General features: G+C 50.9%; 15 protein-coding genes. 10 read left to right on the top strand and 5 right to left on the bottom strand.

All coding sequences use genetic code 11. From position 1 onward, the window contains the following. Positions 1-46: 46 nt before the first annotated feature. The 4 genes from EC843_RS09280 to EC843_RS09265 all read right to left on the bottom strand — a co-directional run bounded on the left by EC843_RS09280 (position 47) and on the right by EC843_RS09265 (position 4,227). The gene (locus EC843_RS09280) at positions 47-1,345 is read right to left on the bottom strand and encodes an MFS transporter (RefSeq protein ID WP_064542507.1); all 1,299 of its coding nucleotides are present in this window, start codon (positions 1,343-1,345) and stop codon (positions 47-49) included. 68 nt (positions 1,346-1,413) lie between these two features. After that, positions 1,414-2,352 carry a sugar kinase gene (locus EC843_RS09275; protein WP_133522135.1) on the bottom strand — a complete coding sequence of 313 codons (939 nt, stop codon included), beginning with the start codon at positions 2,350-2,352 and terminating at the stop codon, positions 1,414-1,416. A 3-nt stretch (positions 2,353-2,355) separates the two neighbouring features. Next, complete coding sequence (locus tag EC843_RS09270; RefSeq protein WP_064542513.1) at positions 2,356-3,105, bottom strand: hypothetical protein; 750 nt, start codon at positions 3,103-3,105, stop codon at positions 2,356-2,358. Between the two features lie 102 nt (positions 3,106-3,207). Further along, entirely contained in the window at positions 3,208-4,227 is a 1,020-nt protein-coding gene (locus EC843_RS09265; protein WP_121814721.1) for a LacI family DNA-binding transcriptional regulator, read from the bottom strand. Positions 4,228-4,472: 245 nt separating this feature from the next. On the opposite strand from EC843_RS09265, the gene EC843_RS09260 reads away from it, so the two are divergent. Together EC843_RS09260 and EC843_RS09255 are read left to right on the top strand one after the other, a co-directional pair. Then, positions 4,473-5,015, top strand: a complete 543-nt coding sequence (locus EC843_RS09260) for an isochorismatase family protein (RefSeq protein WP_133522134.1) — start codon at positions 4,473-4,475, stop codon at positions 5,013-5,015. Beyond that, entirely contained in the window at positions 5,012-5,929 is a 918-nt protein-coding gene (locus EC843_RS09255) for a helix-turn-helix domain-containing protein (protein ID WP_133522133.1), read from the top strand. Before EC843_RS09260 ends, EC843_RS09255 begins: the two co-directional genes overlap by 4 nt. On the opposite strand, the gene EC843_RS09250 is transcribed toward EC843_RS09255, so the two are convergent. After that, a complete protein-coding gene (locus EC843_RS09250) occupies positions 5,926-6,921 on the bottom strand; it encodes an acyltransferase (RefSeq protein ID WP_133522132.1) in 996 nt (331 codons plus the stop codon). The two genes, EC843_RS09255 and EC843_RS09250, sit on opposite strands and share 4 nt — an antisense overlap. A 139-nt stretch (positions 6,922-7,060) precedes the next feature. On the opposite strand from EC843_RS09250, the gene EC843_RS09245 reads away from it, so the two are divergent. The 8 genes from EC843_RS09245 to EC843_RS09210 all read left to right on the top strand — a co-directional run bounded on the left by EC843_RS09245 (position 7,061) and on the right by EC843_RS09210 (position 17,459). Next, positions 7,061-7,375 (top strand): YsaB family lipoprotein, encoded by a 315-nt coding sequence (locus EC843_RS09245; protein ID WP_064542577.1) that lies wholly within the window; start codon positions 7,061-7,063, stop codon positions 7,373-7,375. A gap of 109 nt (positions 7,376-7,484) precedes the next feature. Beyond that, positions 7,485-8,396 carry a glycine--tRNA ligase subunit alpha gene (gene glyQ, locus EC843_RS09240; protein WP_064542532.1) on the top strand — a complete coding sequence of 304 codons (912 nt, stop codon included), beginning with the start codon at positions 7,485-7,487 and terminating at the stop codon, positions 8,394-8,396. Positions 8,397-8,405: 9 nt separating this feature from the next. Next, positions 8,406-10,475: a glycine--tRNA ligase subunit beta gene (gene glyS / locus EC843_RS09235; protein WP_133522131.1), complete on the top strand. Its 2,070-nt coding sequence runs from the start codon at positions 8,406-8,408 to the stop codon at positions 10,473-10,475. Between the two features lie 331 nt (positions 10,476-10,806). Continuing rightward, entirely contained in the window at positions 10,807-13,032 is a 2,226-nt protein-coding gene (tssI, locus tag EC843_RS09230) for a type VI secretion system tip protein TssI/VgrG (RefSeq protein ID WP_133522130.1), read from the top strand. Between the two features lie 24 nt (positions 13,033-13,056). Continuing rightward, the gene (locus EC843_RS24805; protein ID WP_241939441.1) at positions 13,057-15,396 is read left to right on the top strand and encodes a hypothetical protein; all 2,340 of its coding nucleotides are present in this window, start codon (positions 13,057-13,059) and stop codon (positions 15,394-15,396) included. Next, complete coding sequence (locus EC843_RS09220; RefSeq protein WP_133522129.1) at positions 15,380-16,177, top strand: tetratricopeptide repeat protein; 798 nt, start codon at positions 15,380-15,382, stop codon at positions 16,175-16,177. The genes EC843_RS24805 and EC843_RS09220 overlap by 17 nt, the downstream gene beginning before the upstream one ends. 126 nt (positions 16,178-16,303) lie before the next feature. Further along, entirely contained in the window at positions 16,304-16,567 is a 264-nt protein-coding gene (locus EC843_RS09215) for a hypothetical protein (RefSeq protein ID WP_133522128.1), read from the top strand. A 547-nt stretch (positions 16,568-17,114) separates the two neighbouring features. Then, the gene (locus EC843_RS09210; RefSeq protein WP_133522127.1) at positions 17,115-17,459 is read left to right on the top strand and encodes a hypothetical protein; all 345 of its coding nucleotides are present in this window, start codon (positions 17,115-17,117) and stop codon (positions 17,457-17,459) included. Positions 17,460-17,506 lie beyond the last annotated feature (47 nt).

Raw genomic sequence — 17,506 nt, 5'->3', positions numbered from 1 at the left:
ATAGTTATAGACAGGCCTGGCGGTTTAACGGCCGCCGGGCCTGAGATTAGGCGTGGTGTGCTGCCACTGGGACGTGTTGGTTTTTCGCCGGTTTCACAATCAGAGTTAGCCACACTGAGGCGAGCAATGCCACCCCCATAAAGACATAGGAAGCCGACGGGCTGCCCGTTGCACCGTTAAGGTAGCCAACAAACCAGGAGCCAACAAACGAACCGAGCGCCCCCATACTGTTGATTAATGCCATCGCGCCACCCGCGACATTGCGCGGCAACATTTCCGGAATAATCGCAAAGAATGGACCGTATGGCGCATACATTGCCGCACCGGCAATCACCAGCAGGGTGTAGGAAACCCAGAAGTGATCGGCACCAACCAGCCACGAACCGAGGAAAGCCAGCGCGCCAATCAGCAGCAGCGGCCAGACAAACAGCTTACGGTTCTGCATCTTGTCCGAAGCCCAGGAAACCACAATCATCGCGATGGTCGCCGCCAGATACGGAACAGACGACAGCCAGCCCACTTCGACCATGCCCATTCCCGCGGTGCCTGCGCCACGGATGATAGAAGGTAGCCACAGCACGAAGCCATACACGCCGATACTCCAGCAAAAATACTGCATACACAGCAGCACCACATTGCGCGAACGGAACGCTTCGCTGTAGTTACGCACCGCTTTAATCCCTTGCTGCTCCTCTTCGAGTTGCGCCTGCAACGCGGATTTTTCAGCATCAGATAACCAACCCACTTGCGCCGGTTTATCTTTGACCAGTACCCACCAGGCGAAGGCCCAGATAACCGCCGGAATGCCTTCAAAAATAAACATTTCACGCCAGCCGAACGCCTGAATCAGGTAGCCAGAAACCACCGACATCCACAACACCGTGACTGGATTACCGAGAATTAAGAAAGTGTTAGCCCGTGAGCGTTCGGATTTAGTAAACCAGTTACTGATGTAAATCAGCATCGCTGGCATTACCGCGGCTTCCACGATGCCGAGGATAAAACGAATCGCCGCCAGCGCCGGAATGTTGCTGACCATGCCGGTTAATGACGCACAGCCGCCCCACAAAATCAGGCAGACGAAGATAAGCTTACGCACGCTGCGGCGTTCGGCGTACATCGCCCCCGGTATCTGGAAGAAGAAATAACCGAGGAAAAACAGCGCTCCCAGCAGTGAGGAAATCCCTTTGGTGATACCGAGATCGTCGTTAATACCTGCGGCAGATGCAAAACTAAAGTTGGCACGGTCAAGGTACGCCAGGCTGTACGTGATAAACACGATTGGCATGATGTACCACCAACGTTTTGGCGCGATTACCTTTGATGAAAGGGACTGGGTTTTCATGGGCTTGCCTCTATGTTGAGGAGAGTCGCATCATGCCGGGTGTAGGGCACAGCTGATGCAGTCTTCGTTTATTCGCCAAGCGCGCTACGGGTCGGTAACCCTTCGCTATCGCCGATGACCTGTATCGCCAGTGAGCCGATTTTATTACCGCGGCTGACGGCTTGTCGTAAAGATTTTCCTTCCAGCAGGGCGCTAATCACGCCCACGGCAAAACCGTCGCCTGCGCCGACAGTATCGACGACGTTCTCGACTTTTACCGCGCTTACGGCCCCTTTTTCACCGGAGGCCGTTTTGAACCATGCGCCGTCAGCGCCCGTTTTCAGCACTACGGTCTTAACGCCGTGGTCGAGATAGAAATCGGCAATTGCTTCTGGTGTTTTGTGGCCGGTCAGAATCGCGCCTTCGCTTAACCCTGGCAGCACCCAGTCTGCCTGGAAGGCGAGCTGATTCAATTGTTTAACCATTTCGGCTTCACTTTTCCACAGCACCGGGCGCAGATTCGGGTCAAAAGAAATCGTTTTGCCCTTTTGCTTCATCACGCGGGCGGCATGATTGAGCAACTCAAGTGAGGTATCAGAAAGCGCTGCCGCCACACCGCTCACATGCAGATGGCGTGCGGAACAAAAGTACTCTTCGTTAAAATCAGCCACTGAAAGATGGCTGGCGGCAGAACCTTTACGGAAGTATTCCACAATGGGATCGGTTCCATTTTCGGCTTTGGATTTAAGCTGGAAGCCGGTTGCGAATCGCTCGTCAGTTGTCACGCCACGGCTGTCGATCTGCTCTTTTGCCAGTTGTTGCCGCACATAACGGCCAAAAGAATCATTACCCACGCGGCTGACCCAACCCACTTTCAGGCCAAGGCGCGCAAGGCCGGTAGCAACGTTCAGTTCAGCGCCCGCCACACGTTTGACGAACTGCTCAGCGGCGGCAAGATCGCCGGTTTGGCTGGCGACAAACATCGCCATCGCTTCACCAATAGTGATGACATCAAGTTGTCTCGACATTGCTTACTCCTCGCGTAATAAGTTGACGTAATGGCGGGTGACAGCAGTCAGGTCGCGGCCTTCGAGCGGGAATTCAATTCCGCGTGGTGCGTCTGCTGGCAGGCTTTTCAGGATTTCCAGCCAGCGAGGTTCGGCATCATCCAGCGCGATGGCGCGATAGTGATAATGGTGCGCCACGGCGGCTTTGACATGGATGTAACTGACCGATGGTGCCAGTACACGTGCGGCGGCTTCCGGCGATTCATCAACCCACAGCCAGTTCGCCATATCAAAAGTGAGTGTCACCGGAAGATTCAGCACGTTACAGGCGGCCTGGAAGCGCTGCATCGGCGCAAGCTTGCCGCAGGCTGTTTGATCGTTTTCCACCACCAGTGGCACATCGCTTTGAGCAAGCCACTGCTGCAAAAGCGCAAATTGCTGGCTGCTACGGTAGTTGCCGAGTGAAAGTTTTAACCAGCTGGCGTTGAGCTGGTGGGCTTCAAGCAGCAAAGTAGGGATGAGCGGATTCAGTTTACCGTCTTCAACAAACAGTGGCTCCGGTGCGGAATAACAGGCCTGAAGTTTGTGTTCAGCGATTTGCTGCGCCAGTTCTGGCAGGGCATCAAGCTGGGTGCGGCTAAATAGTTCGCGGCGAATTTCTACACCGTCAGCACCGGCATTGGCGATGACGGGCAGTAGCGCGTGTTGGCCACCCAAAGCGGCGATGCGGTCATGCCCGTAAGCGGCAGTGACAATAATAATTTTTCTCGGCATTAACTTCGTCCGGTGTCGTAATGATGTTTATTACGCTAAATGGAACCGGTTCCAAAGAAAAGCCAGCGATGCTTAATTTATGATCGCTATCACGAACATTGATTAGCGTACTGTGGAGCCGCGAACGATTAACTCGCCGGAAAAGACCTGTTCATAAACGCTGTCGCTGCCGCCTTCAATGCGCTTCACAACTTGCTGGAGTGCGGCGTAACCAATCTGCCAGGTCGGTTGCTTAAGCGTGGTGATGCCGACACCGGCAAGCTCTGCCCATTCGAGTTCATCGAAGCCTAACAGGCCGATGTCGCTGCCCCAGTGCAGGCCGATGCGCCGCAGTGAGCGTGCAACTTGTAGTGTGAGTGCGCCGTTGGCGGAAATCACCGCTTTGCGCATACCGCGATGGCCGGAATGGAACTGGCGCAGCGTGTTGTCCATCAACTCGCCTTCGTGCAAAGGCACTTCCGCGTTTTCGGCAACAATCCCAGGGTAGCGTTTAAGCGTGGCGTGGAAAGCATTCAGACGCTCGCGGCGGGTGTTCACTGTGCCGAGCGGTTCGCTGAGGAAAAGAATGGCTTCAAACCCTTGTTCGACAAGGTGTTCGGTGGCGGTTGTGGCGGCTTGTGTGTTATCCAAACCGACCACATCACAAGCAAAATCTGGAATTTTTCGGTCAATCAGCACCATCGGTAGCGCGGATTGTTGCAGGCGGTTTAACCCTTCTTCGCGCATGCCGACAGCATTCACCACAATCCCTTCCACCTGATAACTGCGCAGCAAATCCAGGTAATGCAGCTCCTGATCCACTTCGTTATTGGTGTTACAGACCAGCGGCGTAAAGCCTTTTTCCCGACACGCCGCTTCAATACCGCTCAGCACATCGACAGAGTAAGGGTTGGTGATATCGGCGATGATCAGGCCAATTAAACGGGTGCGCCCACGTTTCAGGCCGCGCGCCATTTGGCTTGGGCGGTAATCGAGTTCGGCAATCGCTGTTTCAATGCGCAGACGAAGGTCATCGGACAACACGCTTTGCTCGCCGTTAAGATAGCGGGAAACACTGGTTTTTCCGGTCTTTGCCGCTTTCGCGACATCGCTTATCGTGGGGCGCGCAGCCTTGCTGTTCATGATTTTCTCCGAGGGTAACTTTCTGGAGAGTAACATAAATTATGCAGGCTGGTGGATGACGCTGGTGCTTATCCACCTGACCAAGGCCTGGTGTTTCGAAGGTCGGATTAGCGTGAGCGTCATCCGACACCATCTCAAAGATCTCATCTGGTCCCAAATCATCCTCACTCTGTCCGTTTTTGGTATTAGCAATACGGCCAACCCTTGTCACAATGGATTCATACCCACTGATGAGGAGTCCGAAAATGTCCCGTTCCGTTCTGATTAATATCGACACACAACAATCTTTCTTCCATCGCGATTTCTGGCAAGAAGACGATTTTCCGGCATTCCAGCAGGCCATTTCACAGCTGATTTCCGGCTGCCAGGATTTGAATATACCGGTGGTGGATATTTTCCACGTGAGTGATGAAGGCCCGTTCTCGCTGGCTTCCGGCTATGTTAAAGCCATGCCTTTCTTGCAACATCAGGCTGATGTGGCCTTCCAGAAACACGTTCACAACGCATTTACCGATACCGGCCTCGATCATTGGCTGCGTAGCCGTGATATTAACCATATGATTGTCTGTGGGATTCGTACCGAGCAATGTTGCGAAACGACCACGCGGGTGGCGTCTGATTTGGGTTATCGCGTTTCATTTGTCAGCGAAGCGATGCTCACCTTCCCGATGAGCTGGAAAGGGGTTACGCTGGATGCCGCAACTCTGCGCCACCGTACTGAAACCGTGCTGACGGGGCGTTTTGCGCAAATCCAAACCGTTGCCGAGTGCCTGGAGTCTTTATCGTGAGTATTGGGGTCTGGTTCGTTGTTTTGCCTGGTGTTTTATCCCTCGATTTGACTGGCCCAGCCGAAACGCTGGCGCTGGCAGGCGACGCTTTTCACCTGCATTTCATCGGCCCGGACCCACAAGTCACCACTTCAATTGGGCTGAATTTTTCGGGTATCGAACCGCTGCCGGACAGCTTCACGCCAGGTAGCCTGCTGGTTTTGCCCGGCGTGTGCGATTCAAATCGCTACTTTGAGACGCCACAAGCCGAACAGGTGCGCCGTTGGCTGACGCGCCTGCAACCGCAAATTCATAGCCAGCAACTCAACTTGATGTGCGTCTGTTCCGGTTCGTTGCTGGCGGCGAAAGCGGGGCTGATGAACGGCGTGCAATGCACCACGCATCACGATGTATTGGTCAGATTACGTGCCGCCGCACCCACCGCGCAGGTGAAAGATAACCGTATTTTCGTTGAAGATCGGGGTATCTGGACCAGCGCGGGGATTACTTCCGGGATTGATCTCTCGCTGCATCTGATTAACCGCTATTGCGGCCCCAAAGCGGCGCTGGATGTAGCGCGTGAAATGGTGGTGTGGTTCCGCCGTTCGGGCGACGACCCGCAATTATCGCCGTGGCTGCGTTACCGCAACCACATTCACCCGGCGGTGCATCGTGCTCAGGATTTGCTTTCTGCGACACCCGAATCAGCGTGGGATGTGCAGGAAATTGCCGACAAAGTGCATGTCAGTTCACGCCATTTGTCGCGGCTTTTTCAGCAGCATTTGGGGATATCGGTGCGGGATTATCTGGAGCAATTGCGCCTGGCAGTTGCCGAACAGCGCTTGTTACAGGGGCAACGCATGGAGCAGGCGGCAGTTGCGGCGGGCTTTTCGTCGCCACGCCAGTTACATCGCGCCCGCGCCCGCAACGCTTAACTCACCATTTTACGGGTATCAATGCGCTGCAATGCCATGGAAAGCAGCAAACTTCCGGCAAGCGTCGCGCCGAAAATCCACAGAATATCCAGCACCGGCGAATTTGTTATTTGATAACCATGAGTGCGTAAGAAGTGGATGATCAGCGCGTGGAAGCCGTAAATGCCCAGCGAATGTCGCGAGATTAACGTCAGCCCAGGCAACGGGCGGCCATTCAGGCAATTCTTCACCAGCACCAACAAGCTAATGGCGGCGATAAACACCAGCGGCCCACAATAAACGTAGAAGGTGTCGGCAAAATTACCGTTCACTTCCAGTTGGTGACGTGTGCCCGTCGAAATCGAAAAAATGCACAGTGCAAACAAGCCCGCAGCCAGCCCGCTAATCCAGCGTTTATCCGTTTCCAGCATGCCAATCGCACGCCCAAGCAATCCATACAACACGTAATAAAACGTGTCGCCGCGGATGTATAAATTAATCGGTAGCCATTTCACGCCCGCCAGCGTTTGCGGCACGGTATTCGGGTTGGCAATCACGCCAAGTAACACCATCAGGCCCAGAATTGTCACCGCGTTAACTTTCTTCACCTGAATCAACGGTGAAAGCAGGTAAATCACCATGATCGCAAAGAAAAACCACAGGTGATAAAACACCGGTTTTTGCAGGATGTAGCGCAGTGAAAGGCCGGCGTTGATTGGGGTAAACAGCTTGATGTAGATGAGCGCAATCACGCTGTAAAACAACAAGCAGGTGGCGATCCGCAAAAAGTGGCGCTGCTGCGCACTGCGTTCACCAAAAAAAAGATAACCCGAAATCATGAAGAAGAGGGGAACGCTAACGCGAGAAGCTGAGTTCAGCACGTTCGATAAATCCCAACTAAATGGCGTGACAATCTTCGCATTGGTGATGTACCAGGTGGTGGTGTGAATCATCACCACCATCAGGCATGTAATCCCGCGCAAGTTATCAATCCAGTTAATTTTCTGCTGCATTCGTTCCTCGGAGTACTGAACAGGTATAAATCTGAGTTTGCATTTTCCCTCTTGTATGGCGCCATGTGGGTTTGCAGAATATGAAATACCTGTTAATTATTGATTAACAGAAAAGATTTTAACGTACAGTTAACGAATGATGATGCCAAAAATAAAAAATAGCCGATGGGCGCTAGCTTTAGCAGCCTTGTTCTTGAGTGCTTGTAGTTCGCCGGAGCAGCAAACACAGTATGCGCAAGTCGCGCAACACCCCACAATTCAGGGGGTAGTGATGATCGAAACCTGCAAGCAGGAAGCTGCACATCGTTACAACACGCAGGCCCAGCGCATCAGCGTGGTGGATTTTAAGCAGTATCAGGGAAGCTATGAAATTCTTGGCAGTACCACGCGCCGGGAGGGTTTTACCTGCTCTTTTGACGAAAGTGGTCAGTTTTTGCACCTTTCATCTACATAAAGCCGCAACACAACGTCATCAGCCTGAGAATGCAGGCTGATTATCTTCCCATCAACAGGTATACTGGTCGCTTCCCTTTTTAACCCTCTCGAACGCGTGCGAAATCAACATGCAAAAGTTTGATACCAAGACCTTTCAAGGCCTGATCCTGACTTTACAGGACTACTGGGCTCGCCAGGGCTGCACCATTGTTCAACCTTTGGACATGGAAGTCGGCGCCGGCACCTCTCACCCAATGACCTGCCTACGGGCTTTAGGGCCAGAGCCGATGGCGACTGCATATGTGCAGCCATCTCGCCGCCCTACCGATGGCCGCTATGGTGAAAACCCGAACCGCTTACAGCATTACTATCAGTTCCAGGTGGTCATCAAGCCTTCTCCAGAAAACATTCAGGAGTTGTACCTTGGGTCGCTTAAAGAGCTGGGTATGGACCCAACTATTCATGATATTCGCTTCGTAGAAGACAACTGGGAAAACCCAACGCTGGGTGCCTGGGGTCTGGGCTGGGAAGTGTGGCTCAACGGTATGGAAGTGACGCAGTTCACTTACTTCCAGCAAGTGGGCGGCCTGGAATGTAAACCTGTTACCGGTGAAATCACCTACGGTTTAGAGCGCCTGGCGATGTACATCCAGGGCGTAGATAGCGTTTACGATCTGGTGTGGAGCGATGGCCCGCTGGGTAAAACCACCTACGGCGACGTGTTCCACCAGAACGAAGTTGAGCAATCAACTTACAACTTCGAACACGCCGATGTGGACTTCCTGTTCTCCTGCTTCGAGCAGTATGAGAAAGAAGCGCAGCACCTGCTGGCGCTGGAAAACCCACTGCCGCTGCCTGCTTACGAACGCATTCTGAAAGCCGCGCACAGCTTTAACCTGCTTGATGCCCGTAAGGCCATCTCGGTTACCGAACGTCAGCGCTACATTCTGCGTATTCGTACTCTGACCAAAGCTGTGGCCGAAGCCTATTACGCTTCTCGTGAAGCGCTTGGCTTCCCGATGTGCAATAAGAACAAATAAGAGGCTGCCATGTCTGAAAAAACTTTTCTGGTGGAGATCGGCACTGAAGAGCTGCCACCAAAAGCCCTGCGCAGCCTGGCGGAATCCTTTGCGGCGCAAGTAACAGCGGAGCTGGATGCGGCGAACCTCGCCCACGGCGAAGTGAAATGGTTTGCAGCACCGCGCCGTCTGGCGCTGAAGATTGCTAATCTGGCTGAGTCTCAACCAGACCGTGAAGTTGAAAAACGCGGCCCGGCAATTTCTGCTGCTTTTGACGCAGAAGGCAATCCAAGCAAAGCCGCAGAAGGCTGGGCTCGTGGTTGTGGTATCACCGTTGCTGAAGCTGAACGTCTGGCGACTGACAAAGGCGAATGGCTGATGTACCGTGCGCACGTTAAAGGCGAAAGCGCGCAAGCGCTGCTGCCGGCAATGATTGCCACCGCGCTGACCAAATTGCCAATTCCAAAACTGATGCGCTGGGGCGATAACAACACCCAATTCGTGCGTCCGGTGCACACTGTGACCCTGCTGTTGGGCGCGGAAGTCATTCCCGCTACCATCCTTGGGATTGCATCCGATCGCGTGATTCGCGGCCACCGCTTTATGGGCGAGCCGGAATTCACCATCGACAACGCCGATCAGTACCCTGAAATTCTGCTGGAACGCGGCAAAGTCATTGCCGACTACGAGCAGCGTAAAGCGGTAATCAAAGAAGGCGCTGAAGAAGCGGCTCGCAAAATTGGCGGAAATGCCGATCTGAGCGAAAGCCTGCTGGAAGAAGTGACTTCGCTGGTGGAATGGCCGGTTGTTCTGACCGCGAAATTTGAAGAGAAATTCCTCAAAGTGCCTGCGGAAGCGCTGGTTCACACCATGAAAGGTGACCAGAAGTACTTCCCGGTTTACGCAAGCGACGGCAAATTGATGCCAAACTTCATCTTCGTTGCCAACATCGAGTCGAAAGACCCGATTCAGATTATCTCTGGTAACGAGAAAGTTGTGCGTCCACGCCTGGCCGATGCCGAGTTCTTCTTCAATAGCGACCGTAAAAAGCGCCTGGAAGACAACTTGCCGCGTCTGGAAACCGTTCTGTTCCAGCAACAGCTCGGTACACTGCGTGACAAAACCAACCGCATCGAAGCCCTTTCAGGTTGGATTGCTGACCAGATTGGCGCAGACGTAAACCACGCAACTCGCGCCGGTTTGCTGTCCAAATGCGACCTGATGACCAACATGGTGTTCGAGTTTACCGACACCCAGGGCGTGATGGGCATGCACTATGCGCGTCACGACGGCGAAGCTGAAGACGTTGCTGTTGCGCTCAACGAGCAATATCAGCCACGTTTTGCAGGTGATGCACTGCCGTCTAACCTGGTGGCCTGTGCTGTGGCAATCGCCGATAAAATGGATACCCTTGCGGGCATCTTCGGTATTGGCCAGCACCCGAAAGGTGACAAAGACCCGTTTGCTCTGCGTCGTGCCGCTCTTGGCGTTCTGCGTATCATCGTTGAGAAAAACCTGCCGCTTGATCTGCAAACTCTTACCGAAGAGGCCGTGCGTCTTTACGGTGATAAGCTGACCAACCAGAAGGTTACTGACGAAGTCATCGACTTTATGCTGGGCCGTTTCCGTGCCTGGTATCAGGAAGAAGGCCACAGCGTAGATACCATCCAGGCTGTTCTGGCACGTCGTCCAACCAAACCAGCAGATTTTGATGCGCGCATGAAAGCGGTGTCGCACTTCCGTACTCTGGAAGCGGCAGCAGCACTGGCGGCAGCCAACAAGCGTGTTTCCAACATTCTGGCGAAGTCAGACGAAGAGCTACAAGATCACGTACGTGCTTCGGTTCTGAAAGAGCCAGAAGAGATGGATCTTGCTCGTCAGTTGGTTATCCTGCGCGACAAACTGGAACCGTTCTTCGCCGAAGGCCGTTACCAGGAAGCGTTAGTGGAACTGGCTGCGTTGCGTGAACCCGTGGATATGTTCTTCGACAAAGTGATGGTGAACGCAGAAGATAAAGAACTGCGTATCAACCGTCTGACGCTGCTTGCCAAACTGCGCGAGCTGTTCTTGCAGGTTGCGGATATTTCTCTGCTGCAATAAGCGTTGTTTTGACATTTGAAACGCCTCCGACCTTGATGGCTGGGGGCGTTTTTTTTGGTTTGAGCTGATGTGGCTGAGGGCGTGCAGCGGATTACAGGACTGCATGTAACCTTCAATATCTCGTTTAATTCACAACGCGAATTTCATTATCTGATTCATACAAATAACCAATTAAACTATTGATATTTAATTGTTTTATTTAGGATTTATTTGATTTTCAGCCTGAAGAATTGATGGCTATCACATTATAAAAAACCAGACCTATTATTCTCCTTCACCTGTTAACGATGTTTATCATTTGTCCGGCATTCTGTCGGCCCAGGGAAGGATCATGTCATTAAAAGGACTGCGTTTCACACTGGAGGTGGAAGGGCTGGAGCCGGACACCTTTGCGGTGGTGAGCTTTCGCCTGCTGCAGCATAACTCCGCTGCATTTGTCCTCGATGCTGACGTCGCCAGTAAGTCTTTCCGCCAGACGGCTGACCCGTTGCTGGAGAAAAACGTCACCCTGACGCTCTGGCAGGGGCAGAAAGTCCTGCGCCATGTCAGCGGCATTATTGCCACCTTCGGCATGAGCGAGCACAACGGCTGGCAGATGCAGTACACCCTGCGTATTCATCCTCCCCTGTGGCGCTGCGGTCTGCGCCAGAACTTCCGCATCTTCCAGCAGCAGGATATTCAGACCATCACCGCCACGTTGCTGGCAGAAAACGGCGTCACCAACTGGACGTCGGTGTTTTATGAATCCCATCCGGCCCGCGAGTTCTGCGCCCAGTACGGGGAAAGTGACTTCGCTTTTTTATCCAGACTGTGGGCCGAAGAAGGCATTTTCTTCTTTGACGACGTCTCCCCAGAAGGGGGGCAGCGGCTGATGCTGACTGATGATGTGACCGGCCTGCGCAGGCGGCAGGATGCGTTTCCCTTTAACCCGAATGTGTCGACAGGCGCCACCACGGAGCACATCAGTGTGTTTCGTCACGAAGCGGGCATTGCGCCATCATCGGTCACCAGCCTGGATTACACCTTTAAGATGCCGGACTGGCCGGGGGGCTATCGCCATAAAGCACAGAGCCTGAATGGCCAGCGCTCGCAGTATGAAGTTCTGGATTATCCGGGGCGTTTTAAGGATGAACAGCACGGCGAAGATTTCACCCGCTATAAACTGGACGCCTGGCGTAACCAGGCCGAAACTGCCACCGGCACCAGCAACTCTCCGGCGCTGTCGCCTGGCGTGCGCTTCCCCCTTGCCGGCCACCCGATAAAAAGCCACAACCGGCAATGGCAGGTCATCAGCAGTGCGATGACCGGTGAGCAGCCGCAGGCCCTGCACGGCAGTCGCGGCGAGGGCACCACCCTCACCAACCGGTTTGTGGCCATACCGGGAGACCGCACCTGGCGCCCGAATCGCCCGCAGAAACCAAAGGTCGACGGCCCGCAGAGTGCGGTGGTCACCGGCCCGCCGGGGGAGGAGATTTTCTGCGACGAACACGGGCGGGTGCGGGTGAAATTCCGCTGGGACCGTTATCACGGCGAAACAGAAGACAGCTCGTGCTGGATACGGGTGTCGCAGGCGTGGGCCGGTGCCGGGTTCGGTCACCTGGCGATACCGCGTGTCGGCCAGGAAGTGATAGTCGATTTCCTCAACGGCGACCCGGACCAGCCCATCGTGATGGGGCGTACGTATCATGAAAATAACCGCTCGCCGGGCAGTCTGCCGGGGACGAAAACCCAGATGACCCTGCGCTCAAAAACCTATAAGGGCAGCGGGTTTAACGAACTGAAGTTCGACGATGCGACAGCTAATGAGCAGGTGTATCTCCATGCGCAGAAAAACATGGACACCGAGGTGCTCAATAACCGCACCACTGATGTGAAAGTCGACCACACCGAGACTATTGGTAATAACCAGAAAATCATCGTCGGTCTGGGGCAGACGGTGAAGGTCGGCAAAGAGAATGCCGGCGGGCATGACCAGAACATCACCGTGGCGCACGACCGCAGTATCACGGTACGCAATGACCAGACCCTGAAAGTCACCCGTGACCACACAGTGAATACCGGCCGTGATGACGCGCTGACTGTGGCAAATGACCGCAAAGTAACAGTCGACGGCAGCCAGGCGCATAAAACCACGAAAGACCACCTCAGCCTGGTGGAAGGTAACCACAGCCTGGAGGTCAAAGGCGACCTGGCCCAGAAAGTGGCGGGTGCGCTGGGCGCGGATGCACAGGGCGATATCGTGCTGCAGAGCAATACGAAAATCACGCTGCGGGTGGGAAGTTCGTTTGTGGTGATACACCCCGGCGGCGTGGATATCAGCGGGCTGAAAATCAACCTTAACAGCGGCGGCAGACCGGGGGATCCGGTGCTGACGCAACTGCCGGCGGTGTTGAGTGCGCTGGCAGGTGAGGGAGATGCACCCGTTGAGCCGCCGCAGGATGGTGAAAGGAGCAGCGGTTACGGAAGTGGTGGAGGCGGCTCGGGAAATGGAGAGGGGCCAGAGGAACCGGACGAGCCGGAAAGTGAAGAGTCCGGCGTTTGGTTTTTCTTTTCATAATCGCATAAGAGCAGGGAGAGTAAGATGAAAATGGTATTACCCGTTGACGGATATCGTTCGGCCAGGGAGTTAATGGAGGCCATGCAAGGTACGCAAGGTGATACGTACTGGCTGCTGAAACCCGGTGAATACTGGCATGGAGGTATTCACTTTTATGATGGTTTTGCGGATAACGCTGTCTACAATCCGGAAAGTCATGGGCTGAAATGCATGACTGATGGGCAGGTAGTGGCCTGGCGTCTGAATGATGCTTACCAGACTGCTAAGTACGGTACGGAATCACTGAAATTTAGCTCGACGTTTGTGCTCGTTAAATCCACCTGCATTCCGGACAACAATAAACCCGAGAACGCTCTGGAGTTTTACACCCTGTGGGTGCAGATAGCACCGCTTTCTGAATACGGTGCAGAATCCCCCACAGCCACAGTTACTGCCAGTTCGCTTAAAGTTCGCGAGGATAATCCGGCTGAAGGCTGGGTGCGTGCCGGTCTACCGGACGGAAATGTTGCTGATGCTGGTCGCAACTATGAGGCTCCCCTGGACACCGAAACCACTTTGCCACGCGGAAGTGTCGTTGAGATTGAGGAGGAAGCGACGTTCCTGCTTAATAATCAACCGGCCCCCTTCATGTTTGTTCGGGTTAAATCTGTGCCGGACGGGAAAGAATCCGGACTGGCAGCAGGTGGATCAGGATGGGTCTCCGGTCTGGATAAATACGTCAGGCGCGGTGCCAGCAGCCTGCCTGCGTGGATGCAAAGGGCCCGTGAGCATGGTGTATTTAACCAGGCCGTATCTGGCGAAAGCATCGAAGTAAAAGCCGGTGAAGTGATAGGTCATCTGAGTTATCACGAGCGTCCTGAGGCGGGTTCGCAGTATTTCTGTCATCTGGAGGTCTTCAGCCAGGATTCACGTATGGGGGATTTTCTGGCGAATAAAGCAGGCGTGACGAGTGGTGCAGCAGAATTGCATACGCTGGCGGGTAAGAAGCTGTGGAAGTACAACGAAGAGAGTGCGGCATTTGAGGTGGCGGGTGTTGGCGGGGTGACCCTTTTTTCGAAAGCAGAACGGCTCACAACAGAAAGCGAGTGCCAGAGTAAAGAATCAAACGGAAAAACCTGGTACGAGATTCCCGCAGAGTCGGCATGGATGTCAGCAGATGATGTGGAGAAGGTGAGTCAGTTTGACCTTGAGAAACGAGGTTTTATCCGGCTGGAGCAGAATGAGGAACCTCAGAGTCTCTTCCAGACCCCGGAAGAAGGATGGCTGCGTCAGACGTTTGGTCGGCTGGAAGAGCTGACCCGAAGTGATGCCGATGACACCTATTCGTCGGGAGATGCTGAAAGCTATAAGAAGTTACTTCAGCAGATGGATATGAATCAGGATGGTTTGATAGATACCAACGAGTTATGGCGGTACCTGCATAATAATCAGGCAGATATACAATATCAGGTACAACGTCTGGTGGTGAAGCATCACAGTGAATGGCTGAAGGATGGTATGTCGGCGTTGTGGCAGGCGGCTCTGGATGAACAGGAAAAAAGCTACCCTGAACTGGCATTGTATAATAAGGAGTACGTTAACAAGCTGGTGTGGATGAAGGATGTGCCGGAAATCCGCAGCAGTGAAGCCTTGTGGCATATGCATCCGGTGGTGTTTTTGTCATGTATTAAAAATGAACGTCGTCGAAGAGATTACGATTTAGGGTCATTATCATCAATATATGAAACCGGAGGTCGGGGGCCTTTAACTGTATCTGGCGGACATGGGGATGCCGGTGGTGTTTCCTACGGTTCTTACCAAATGACAAGCCAAGTAAAAATTACAGTTCGTGGTATAGAGAGAATAATAATTGGTGGCACGGTTAAAAAATTTGTCAATGATGATTCTTTTATATGGAGGAATGAATTTACCGATTTAACTCCAGGTTCTGCAGATTTTACATCAAAATGGAGAACGGTTGTAACTAGAGAGGGTGATGCATTCAAAGTAATTGAGCATGAATTTATCAGGAAAACTCACTTTGATAAATTAGTAGATTATACTCTTGAAGAAACCGAAGTGGATGTTAGATATCATTCGCACACTCTCAATGATGTCGTGTGGTCTACATCAGTGCAGCATGGGCCAGAAAATAATGTCATTATCAATGCTATTAAGTCACTGGGTGGAACAGCTTCAGAAACAAGAGATTATGATAGAAATCTTATTATTGCCATTTATACCGAAAGAGGGAAGAAAAAAACGGATGGAAATCTTGTGTACTTTTCTCGAAATTTACCAGAGGTACAGACCGGTGTAAGTGCTAGGTTTGTAAGTGAAAAATCTGAAGCTTTAGGGAGGTTAGATAATGAAGTGGGTTATTAGTGTTTTTTTATTTTTGATTTTTTCTTATGCAAATTCTAGTGTTGTTATATATAAAAGCACTACAACTCTTCTTGGCTTGGAAAAATCTGGCCAAAGAGATTTAATATCATCGACTTTGCTTGGTGGAAGTATTGAGTCTGGGAGTTCATCTCCTGCAGATTGTGTAGTAAAATTTAAACTAAAGAAAATTCCTGAAGGGTTTTCTGCTTCTTTACTACCATTTTATTCTGATACTATGGGGTATTCTGAAAAAGAACAGGGCAGTGCATTATTCGAAATTAATAGAAGTGACAGAAGTCACATTATGCTAATTTCGGAGGGATTAGATGTTTGTCCAATAGGCAGTAATTTTTCCGGAGACTATGAGGTAATATATAAAAATGTTTTTGGTTACAATGATTATTTCGATGAGTTAATTAAGATTAATTATTTCAATGCATTGAGGTTTTTCAAGGTGCATAATGTGTCCTCTGCAGTCAACTCGCTTGAGCCATACATGGTTGAGTCCTTGGTTAATAATTATTATAATGTTGACATTTATAACGACTATGGTTTTTTTTTACAGCAAAATAATATGCCAGACGAAGCTGTGAAGTATTTAACTGTTGTAATTAATAGAAGCCCAGGCAGAATTCCCGCCTATTTGAACCTGGCTGATTCATATTGGGATGCTGGAAATAGAGCAGAAGCGAAAGTGAAATATAAAAAATATGTTGAACTAATGCAGGGGCTTGGGCAAAGCAAAAAGATACCTCAAAGGGCAATTGACAGGACGCTGTGATTTCTTGAAGTGTATTCGAATCTGGCAAAGTATAATATGGTGTATATTAACAAGCTGGTGTGGTTGAAGGATGTGCCGGAGATCCGCAGCAGTGAAGCCTTGTGACATATGCATCCGGTGGTGTTTTTGGATACTTTGAGCAATATTTATGTTCCAGTTACACCCATTAATGGAAAATTGGAGCCTCTGGATTTTATAATTTTCTATAAAGGGGACACGATAGATGACTCTGACTATCAGTCAGCGGTTATGAGCTTATCTTGTGAAGTTGCTGCTATAAAAGCAGTTGCTCAAAGTGAGACTGGTAATTCCTGGAGTTACTTCAAATTTCAAAATGATGATGATTATGTCTCAGCTATTCTCTTAGAAAGGCATCGCTTCAGTAAATAAGGGGGCATATAATTCCCAATCAGATATTTCTAATCCTGGCACAAATGAGTATTTTTCTTGCAATACTATCAAAGGGGTTGCAACCTTGAGCATGGCAAATAATCGGTTAATTTATAGGATGGCAGGGGATAAAGGCAGGCTTGAATTTAGCTCAAACTCGCCTGCATACAGTAAATTTCGCTATAATCATTACTCTCGCTTCCAAACTGATTATTTGGAGATAAGTTTTATTAATGGTGAATGTAAATATTCCATATTTAGTAAATGCGAAGATAACAAAGAAGAATAGGGGGCTGTATTCAATGTGAAATTAAATAATGAGTACAGATACAATTTTATCAAAACAAAGACTGATAACTTGAGTGATTTAGCCAGTAAATTACAGTGTGATAAAGAAAATGCCCTTGGCTGTCAGTAAAATGCATGACTATGAGTTTATTTGCTACAGAAAATATTCAAAATACTGTTAGTATTATAGAGTGTAGGGCATACAACAGATTCAAATTTTGCAAATAAAGTGATTAGTATGATGAGAGGGCGGGTGACGATGAAGACTCTATTGCTTTTATTTTTTTTAGTATGTTCATTTTCTTCGTGGGGAGAGTGTCATGATATTAATTCTCGTGCAGAAATATACCAAAACGTCATCTCTACATCTGAGTCAGGTTATGTTGTGAGTGATAATGCTCGAGTTTATTTCTATAGTGCTCCTGATGAGAGATGTAAGATAAAAGACCTTTTTATAATTCACGGGGATTTAGTTGATGTTTATTCAGAATACAAAGGATTTTTATCTGTTATATTTTTCAAAAAAAATGGAGAGACTGTAGATGGATGGGTTCATTCGAGTTCAATAAAACCTACTGGAACAGGAATTGGCCCAAGGGAATAATTTTGAATCATCAAGCATGCTAAGGAAATAACGCCAGTAGTGTATAT

This window comes from Buttiauxella sp. JUb87, from assembly GCF_004361975.1.
GTDB lineage: Bacteria > Pseudomonadota > Gammaproteobacteria > Enterobacterales > Enterobacteriaceae > Buttiauxella > Buttiauxella ferragutiae.
This window is presented reverse-complemented; position numbering and strand designations above follow the sequence as displayed.